The sequence below is a fragment of the Bacteroidales bacterium genome (assembly GCA_031275285.1).
Classification (GTDB): Bacteria; Bacteroidota; Bacteroidia; order Bacteroidales; family UBA4181; genus JAIRLS01.
Genome location: JAISOY010000031.1, coordinates 26014 through 34628 on the forward strand (window position 1 = coordinate 26014; position 8615 = coordinate 34628).

General features: G+C 41.5%; 9 protein-coding genes. 8 read left to right on the forward strand and 1 reads right to left on the reverse strand.

The genetic code is table 11. The annotated features are described in order from the left end of the window. The 8 genes from LBQ60_02795 to LBQ60_02830 all read left to right on the forward strand — a co-directional run bounded on the left by LBQ60_02795 (position 1) and on the right by LBQ60_02830 (position 7536). The gene (locus LBQ60_02795; GenBank protein ID MDR2036831.1) at positions 1-408 is read left to right on the forward strand and encodes an Rrf2 family transcriptional regulator; all 408 of its coding nucleotides are present in this window, start codon (positions 1-3) and stop codon (positions 406-408) included. Between the two features lie 276 nt (positions 409-684). Beyond that, complete coding sequence (locus LBQ60_02800; GenBank protein MDR2036832.1) at positions 685-2232, forward strand: 4Fe-4S dicluster domain-containing protein; 1548 nt, start codon at positions 685-687, stop codon at positions 2230-2232. A gap of 20 nt (positions 2233-2252) precedes the next feature. Next, a complete protein-coding gene (locus LBQ60_02805; protein MDR2036833.1) occupies positions 2253-3623 on the forward strand; it encodes an aldo/keto reductase in 1371 nt (456 codons plus the stop codon). A gap of 317 nt (positions 3624-3940) precedes the next feature. Then, positions 3941-4384, forward strand: a complete 444-nt coding sequence (locus tag LBQ60_02810; protein ID MDR2036834.1) for a C-GCAxxG-C-C family protein — start codon at positions 3941-3943, stop codon at positions 4382-4384. A gap of 252 nt (positions 4385-4636) precedes the next feature. Then, positions 4637-5026 (forward strand): GntR family transcriptional regulator, encoded by a 390-nt coding sequence (locus LBQ60_02815; protein MDR2036835.1) that lies wholly within the window; start codon positions 4637-4639, stop codon positions 5024-5026. Continuing rightward, positions 5023-5916, forward strand: coding sequence for a slipin family protein (locus LBQ60_02820; GenBank protein MDR2036836.1), 894 nt, complete (start codon positions 5023-5025; stop codon positions 5914-5916). Before LBQ60_02815 ends, LBQ60_02820 begins: the two co-directional genes overlap by 4 nt. A 62-nt stretch (positions 5917-5978) precedes the next feature. Next, positions 5979-7073, forward strand: coding sequence for a DUF4932 domain-containing protein (locus LBQ60_02825; protein MDR2036837.1), 1095 nt, complete (start codon positions 5979-5981; stop codon positions 7071-7073). 208 nt (positions 7074-7281) lie between these two features. Beyond that, positions 7282-7536, forward strand: a complete 255-nt coding sequence (locus LBQ60_02830) for a hypothetical protein (GenBank protein ID MDR2036838.1) — start codon at positions 7282-7284, stop codon at positions 7534-7536. 378 nt (positions 7537-7914) lie between these two features. Here the strand turns inward: LBQ60_02830 and LBQ60_02835 are convergent. Then, a partial coding sequence (locus LBQ60_02835; protein MDR2036839.1) for a DNA mismatch repair protein MutS occupies positions 7915-8615 on the reverse strand: 701 nt, incomplete at its 5' end.

The following is an 8615-nucleotide window of genomic DNA, read 5'->3' on the forward strand; positions in this document are numbered from 1 at the left end:
ATGCTTTCGAAAAAAACACGATATGCCATGGTAGCTCTAGTGAGGCTGGCAAAAGAATACGGTAACGGTCCTATGCCGATCAGCAGGATTGCTGTTGAGGAAAAAATACCGCAACGTTTCCTTGAAGGAATACTTCTGGAATTGAAAGGTATAGGCATGTTGGAAAGTACTCGTGGGAAAACAGGCGGATATCATCTTCTGAAACATCCGACTCAAATATCCCTCGCCGAAATTATTACCATATTCGAAGGCTCCCTTGGTATGCTTGCCTGTGTATGCAGCGACAAATACAGGCCCTGCGAATTCTGCAAAGATGAAACTGCCTGCAAAATCAGGCAGACTTTCAGATATGTCCATGAAAGTTCGTCTGCAATTTTAAAGACGACTACGTTGCAGGATCTGGTGTAAGAAGTGCTCTTCGAGATATCATACGAATAACAGAGTATCAGTTTCCTGAAAATAATTTTATTTCTTTCTTACTTTTCAATCAAAGCAGAGATCTATGCATATCTCTATATGCAGATAAAATCTACTCAATTGTATTGATATTTCGTTTTCATTACTCTTTTTTTCGTTTTAGGCGCAGATCCGGAACAACTTACTGAAACTTATCTACATTTGCGATGTAAATATACATCAGGAGGAATCAAACATACTTAATCTTAATATTAAGAAAATATCACTATGTTGCGAAAAATCAGATTATATCTCGCTGTTGCCGGTTTAGTACTCATCACTTTGCTTTTCCTCGATTTTACAGGGATATTGCATCAATGGTTCGGCTGGCTGGCAAAAATACAGCTTGTCCCTGCCATATTAGCGGTGAACGTGGTTGTAATAGCTGTTCTCGTTTTGATTACATTCCTTTTCGGACGTGTGTACTGTTCAGTCATTTGTCCGCTCGGCATCCTGCAAGACGGCATTTCCCATATTTCGGGAAAACGGAAAGGGAAAAAGAACCGTTTCCGGTTCTCAAAAGCAAAGTCATGGCTCCGTTACGGTCTGTTATTCATATTTGTTGTTGCGCTTATCGCAGGAAGCAGCGTCATTGTTTCACTTCTTGATCCCTATGCCGCTTACGGGCGTATCGCCTCCAATCTTTTTGCCCCCGTTTACCGGTTGGGAAATAATTTGCTGGCATGGTTTGCCGAAAGGATGGACAGTTATGCTTTTTATACCACCGAAGTATGGGTAAAAAGCTGGATAACTTTCGGAGTTGCCGTCTCCATGCTTGTTCTGGTCGGGATACTCGCATGGAAAAACGGGCGTACTTATTGCAATACCATCTGCCCCGTAGGTACTTTCCTTGGATTTATTTCACGTTTTTCCATTTTCAGACCTGCATTCGATACGAAAAAATGTACCAGGTGTAATGCCTGCGAACGGGGATGTAAAGCTTCCTGCATAGATGTCAAGACTATGAGTATTGACCATAGCCGTTGCGTGACCTGTTTCAATTGCATCGAAAAATGTAAGTTCGACGCCATGCACTATTCGCTACGAAAAGTAGGTAGAAAAGAACCACTGGTGAATGGTTCAACTTTCGGAGAAACGACTCAAAAAGAAGGAATTTCCCGTCTCAGCTTCTTTTCCATTGCCGGATTGTTTGCTTTTACACACACGGTCAGGGCACAACAATTACAGGTAGACGGAGGACTCGCCGATATTGAAGACAAGAAAGTTCCCGACAGGAAAACTCCGGTAGTACCTCCCGGAGCCGGCAGCGCAAAAAATATGAAACAACATTGTACTGCCTGTCAGTTATGCGTATCTGTTTGTCCTAACCATATATTGAAACCTTCCGGTAAACTTTCCACACTAATGCAGCCCGAAATGACATTCGAGCAGGGATATTGCCGCCCGGAATGCGTTGAGTGCTCACAGGTTTGTCCGTCAGGAGCTATCAAGCCGATCACGGCTGCCGGGAAAACAGCTGTTTCTATCGGCCAGGCGGTGTGGATCAAGGATAATTGCGTCGTAAATACGGAGAAGCTGGCATGTACGGCATGTGAGCGACATTGTCCCACCAAAGCCATTACTCTTGTACCCGTTAACCCGGAAGAAGACCAAAACAAACCTCCGCAAAGGTTTGGCAGGCGTGCTCCTGTTCTGAAGTATCCTGTTGTCGATAAAGAACTGTGTATCGGTTGCGGCGCTTGCGAATACCTCTGCCCCGCACGTCCGTTTAGCGCAATTTATGTTGAAGGAAATGTGAGACACCACGTTGTTTAATGAAAAATTAAAAATGAAGAATGAAAAATAATAACAAAAATATAAGCCGCAGGAATTTCTTCAAAAAAGCAGGCGCAGGAGCCGCAGTAACTACGGCAACCTTGTATGGATGTAAACCCAAAAATACAGTTTCAGCAACAGGCGGTATTTTGGGAGAGATACCAACCGACAAGATGACTTATCGCATTAATCCGCACACAGGGGATAAGGTGTCGCTTCTGGGGTACGGGTGTATGCGCTGGCCGTTGCGGCAGAGAGCAGACGGCAACGGTAACGAGGTTGACCAGGATGCGGTTAACGACCTGGTGGATTATGCCATTGCACATGGTGTCAATTATTTCGATACAGCTCCGGTATATGTGCAGGGTTGGTCGGAAGCGGCAACGGGTATTGCCCTGAAACGCCATCCGCGCGACAAATTTTTCATCGCCACAAAATCTTCCCGGAATAATACGCTGGAGAGCGGAATCGCAATGTACCGCAAATCAATGCAAGACCTGCAAGTCGAATATATCGACTATTATCTGTTGCATAGCATTGGTGCAAGTATTGATGATTTCAACAGGCGGTTTATAGACAACGGTCTGCTTGATTTTTTCCTGAAAGAGCGGGAAGCTGGCCGTATCCGCAATCTGGGCTGGTCGTTTCACGGTATTGTGGAAGTGTTTGACCACGCGCTTGCTATGGACGTAAAATGGGATTTTTGCCAGATACAGCTCAACTATCAGGATTGGCAACATGCTACGGGACGGAACGTGAATGCAGAATACCTGTATGGGGAATTGGTAAAGAAAAATGTTCCTGCCGTTATCATGGAACCGTTGCTGGGCGGACGTCTGGCACGTGTGCCACAGCAGGCGCTTTTAACAATGAGGGAGCTTCGCCCCAACGATACTGCCGCACAATGGGCATTCCGTTATGCCGGAACACCTGAAAATGTGTTGACCGTACTCAGCGGAATGGTCTATATGGAACACTTGCAGGAAAATATTTATACATATTCTCCTTTGGAACCACTAAAGGAAGAGGATTATGAAATGCTTGAAGAAGTAACAGGTATTTTGGTCGACTCGGACTACATCCAATGTACAACGTGTGAATATTGTATGCCGTGCAAATACGGTCTTGATATACCTGGCATCTTCGCTCATTATAACAACTGTGTGAGTGCAGGCAGGTTACTGAAGAGTTCGAATGATGAAAATTACAGGAAAGCCCGTCGGGAGTTCCTCATAGGTTATGATCGCAATGTGCCTAAACTCCGGCAGGCTGCCCGTTGTACGGAATGTGAAGAATGTCTGCCCAAATGTCCGCAAAACATACCTATTATTGAAGAAATGCGCCGTGTGGATAAATATGCCGAACAGTTAAAGCAAAAAACGGAGTTTTAAGCATACGGCCTAAAGTAATTTGTCAAATGATGAATTCTGTTGACGGCAGGCTTATCGGAGACTGCTGGAGTGTTCCTTTTGATGGTAAAGAACGGGGGATATTATATAAAATATTACAATGAAATAAGCTGGTGTTTGGAGATAGGATCAGGACAAACAAAGAAATGCGACAATGCCGATAAATCCTAAAAGCCAATTTGCTATAATTTAGATTCGCGTCGAATAGCTTATTTATTTGTTTTAAAGTTAAGAATAATAGCCTGGCTTCATTTTTACATATAATTACATTATATTTAAACCATTAGCGTAATAAGTAAATGAAAATAGAAAAAGTTTCCGAAGAATTTGCTGCCGACTGTTTTAGGCAGGGTATTGACTGTTCGCAGATCGTTTTGGGATATGCTGCGAACAAGGTAGGTATGGAGAGTGATGAGGCGCTCAGGATTTCTTCACCTTTCGGTGGAGGCATGTGGGCAGGACGCACCTGCGGTTGCGTAGTCGGAGGATTGATGGCATTAGGCATGAAATACGGATATAGCGAGCCGGGTGCTACCGAACAGAAAAAGGCATTGCTTGCTAAAAAGGCTGAGTTCGAACAAAAATTCGCTGAAGAAAACAAAAGCGTTGTCTGTAAGGAAATTCTCGGCTACGATTTAAGTAAACCCGAAGAAATGCAGCAAGTCATTGAAAAGAGCCTCTTTTACTCCATTTGCCCAAAAGTGGTATGCTCAGCCTGTAAAATACTGGATGGGCTTATGTGATTTCATCCATAAGTTATGTATAAGATCATCGACCGTGCTTTCGAAAAAGCATTTTCGGGCGTTGTATTATACAAACCTGAAATTATATTCAACTGTTAACTCTTAACTCTCGCTTTACTAAAATGCAATCTTTTTGAGTCCCTTCTAAAGGACAGATTAAAAAAAATCCGTAAAAAGTTTGGAGAAACAATTTTTTCATATCTTTGCACTATTGTAGTAGTACAATATTTATATAACACAATATATAACCGTATGATTAAGTTTTCATTAGATTATTCCAGCGGTATACCGGTATATCGCCAGATTATCGACCAGATCAGGTTTGGTATAGCATCCGGGCAACTTAAGCTGGGTGAACAGCTTCCCACGGTCAGAGCGCTTGCCGTTGAGTTAAAAGTAAACCTGAACACAGTATCCAAGGCATATAAAGAACTGGAAATCAAAAATATCCTGGAGACCCAACAAGGCACAGGTACTTTTATCAATAAAACAGAGCATGTGGTGCCGGAAAAAGAACGGGAAGATAAACTAAAAGAGATTTGTGAACAGTTCTCTTCCGTTGCGTTTAGTTACGGATATAATCTTGATGAAGTGATGCAGGAAATAAAAAATATCAAAAACTCTAAAAACAATCCATTATGATAACAAATGTAATAAACAGGGAATGGCTAAATCCTGTTTCCCTTTCCGTATTGCTGGTATTGATTATTGCATCGGTCGTATTATATGTGATGCAAATGATAAATATTCCGGTTCTGGTTGTCCTGATTGTCTTTTCCGGATTACTGGCTTCTGCGATCCGCATTGCCGATCAATGGGAACGAGCGGTGGTATTGCGTATGGGAAAATACAAGGGTTTAAAAGGCCCGGGACTGTTCATCATTATTCCCATTATTGACGAAGTGTCTACCTATATTGACCAACGGGTACGTGTCAGTGCTTTCAAAGCAGAGCAGACCCTTACCAAAGATACGGTACCGGTAAATGTGGATGCTGTGGTATACTGGACGGTTTGGGATGTTGAAAAAGCCGCTTTGGAGGTGCAGGAATATCAAAAAGCCATAGAACATATTTCCCAGACCGGGTTAAGGGATACGATCGGCAAGCACGAATTGTCGGAACTCTTACAGGAGCGCGATAAAATAGCCGAAGACCTGCAACATGTCCTGGACAGGAACACGAATCCATGGGGTATAACATGTCAAACCGTCGGTATCAATGATATTTCCATTCCTCAGGCTTTGGCCGATGCTATGAGCAAAGAGGCCCAGGCTGAGCGTGAAAGAAGAGCCCGTGTCATCCTGGGGACAGCCGAAACCGAAATTGCCGAAAAGTTTGAACAAGCCAGTAAAAAATACACCGATAATCCTGTAGCATTACACCTTAGGGGGATGAATATGCTGTTCGAAGGCCTGAAAGAGAAAGGTTCCATGGTGATTGTCCCCAGTTCGGCGCTGGATTCCATGAATCTGGGAGCCATGGGTGGATTGGTATCACTGGCAAAGAGTAATGAAACAATGACAGGCAAATAATCGTTTTAAGTTGTCTTTTTAGTAATTTCTTTGTGTCAAACCCATATAAAACAACAAAAACAATGACCCGAATTTTAATAGCCATTTTCATTGCACTTAATTTCCAGGCGTGTACACAAGAAAAAACTATCTTAGAAAAACCAACTATTGATAATAGAGTAGAGTTGATGAGTATTGTTTTCCGTTTGGCGGAAAAGCAGGAGTATTCAAATAAAAGGTTTAAACCTTATGTGAACAGGATCGAACAGTATTTTGAGAAATACAAAGATCATGAATTGATACAATTCACAAGATCAATTATGTCTGAGTATGGAATTGCTTTTGACGGTCCCATGTGGCTGGCTGTTCACCTGGATGATCACCTGAAACCGTTGCCGGGCGTCAAAGATGTCTGGCAACTTGACCCTCGATGGACTAAAGAAAATGTGGAAAAATTTGTCCCGTTATTACAGAAGTTCTATAAAGACACCAGGTTTGACAATTTTTTAAAAAGTAATGCCGATCTATATGCTGAGGTTGTCCGACGCTTTGCCCCGATTTATGATCAGGTAGACCCGAATTGGTGCTTTTCTTTTTTTGGGAAAAAACCCAAGGAAATATTTTCAATAAAAATCGGATTGGGTACCGGTGGTAATTGTTACGGGGTATATTTAGATGATACCAATGGGAACAGGAGAGTATACGCTATAATGGGTATACAATCGTTTGATCATACCGGTTTGCCGGAATTTTCCACTTTATTTGATTTACCATTAGTGATTCACGAGTTTAGTCATCCGTTTATAGACAATTTGACCGAAAAAAACAAAGAAATATTCAGGGAAAGTGGAGAGAAGATATTTTCAGTTGCAAAAAACGTAATCGGTATTGAGGCATATCCTTCATGGCAAATCGTGTTGGATGAGGCTTTGGTTCATGCATCTGTAATCAAGTATATGAAAGACCATGATTTCAAACAATCTGAAATAGAAACCTGGATAAAACTGTTAGAAGAAAATTTTGGATTTTTCTGGATAGAAGAACTTGTTGATGAATTGGAAAATTATGAGATACAACGAGACAAATACCCGACATTAGAAAGCTATATGCCGGAACTTGCAGAAGCCTACAAGATCTGGACGGAAAACATTTTGACAAGCACGCATTCCGACGAATGACAAAATATACCGGATTGGTTGTTTCCTATGTATTTCAGGATAAAATTCCGATGATCGATCATCAATTGTATTTTTTGTTTCTACTAAAGATCTATCTTTACAAAAGAAATAAAGCATCCTGAATAAGCATAATATCAGAGGGGATATTTTATTGCATCATTTCAAAATATAAGATTTTACCTTCTTTTTTAGGAGAATCACTATTTACTTGTATATAACTACAAATAAGCATCATGAAAAATCATTTGTTGTATCATTTATTATAGTAACATTTTTATTATTCATTTCATACTGTAAAGATGACAACTCTGATGATGGAAAAGAGACTATTTTGAATGTTTTAGATAAAATTACCGACCCTGAATTTAAAAAATGTATTCAAACCTTTATTACAAAAGGAAAAATTGAAGCGGCATTGCCCGACTTTTTGCCCGTACAGGAAGCGGCTGCAGTTGAAAGATGAAGCACACCCGAAATCCCAAAATGGTATCATTGGACATAAGTAACAATAAAGCTTTAAGAAGTGTATATTGTGGCGGGATATCGGGTGAACCACCCATTACATGTTTGGTGGGAAGTTGACGAAAACAACATGTGGGCAAACAGACCTTCCACTATCGATATTGGTGTAGGATCGAAAGGAAAAATCGTAACAAAGAGGTAATTGGTAAGATTAGGGTAGTGTAATTGAATAATCCCCTGTAGTTCACTGAAGAAATAAAAAGAGGCAGGGTAGGACTAAAAAATCAGGATTCAAAGTCCCTCCTGCCCTTGCCGCTGACACGAAATTAATCTGCCGACCACAATTTTGCACCCTTATGAATATGGGGTTGAAATTATATCACTTTTTACTGACTAAATCCAATCGTTCCAATATAATGGTACTCTTTATGGCACCAAATGCGACCGTGGCCTGTTTACCCTTTAATTCCAGGACAACACCGACTGCTGTCTGACCGGCTAAACGTACACTGTCCCCTTTTTCGATAACAGCATGGCTGAGTGGGATTACTTCAATTTCCGGTTTGTCTGTTCCGGATTTATTGGGCTCAGACACAAGAGGAGATTGCTTTGCAGTTAATTCGATTTCTTTCCGTTTATCTTCCCAATAAATTTTATCACGGGCAATAGATTGCAGGAAGTTATCCATATGAATAAAATCTTCTCCTATTTTAGCCGATGAGTCTACGATGATATCTTCAGGAAGACCAATTCTCCGGGCCACCTCCACAGCAAACGAACTCCCGGGATTACCGACAGAAAGCCTGTACAACGGCTGCATTCGTTCAGCATCGTAGAGCATGGCGCCATTGATGATCCCATCGGTTTCATACGCAAAATGCTTCAGATTCTGAAAGTGGGTTGTAATAACTCCAAAGCTGTGCCTGCGGTTAAACCTGTCGAGCAGTGTTTCGGCAATAGCCCCGCCGATCTGTGGCTCAGTTCCGCTTCCGAATTCATCTATCAGGATAAGCGTTTTATTATTACAGTTTTCGACAAAAAACTTCATATTGGTCAGATGTGAAGTATAAGTACTAAGGC

What these genes read in the sequence shown, in the direction of transcription:
- LBQ60_02795 (MDR2036831.1), top strand. Translation starts at nt 1, where the DNA reads ATGCTTTCGAAAAAAACACGATATGCCATGGTAGCTCTAGTGAGGCTG.
- LBQ60_02800 (MDR2036832.1), top strand. Translation starts at nt 685, where the DNA reads ATGTTGCGAAAAATCAGATTATATCTCGCTGTTGCCGGTTTAGTACTC.
- LBQ60_02805 (MDR2036833.1), top strand. Translation starts at nt 2,253, where the DNA reads ATGAAAAATAATAACAAAAATATAAGCCGCAGGAATTTCTTCAAAAAA.
- LBQ60_02810 (MDR2036834.1), top strand. Translation starts at nt 3,941, where the DNA reads ATGAAAATAGAAAAAGTTTCCGAAGAATTTGCTGCCGACTGTTTTAGG.
- LBQ60_02815 (MDR2036835.1), top strand. Translation starts at nt 4,637, where the DNA reads ATGATTAAGTTTTCATTAGATTATTCCAGCGGTATACCGGTATATCGC.
- LBQ60_02820 (MDR2036836.1), top strand. Translation starts at nt 5,023, where the DNA reads ATGATAACAAATGTAATAAACAGGGAATGGCTAAATCCTGTTTCCCTT.
- LBQ60_02825 (MDR2036837.1), top strand. Translation starts at nt 5,979, where the DNA reads ATGACCCGAATTTTAATAGCCATTTTCATTGCACTTAATTTCCAGGCG.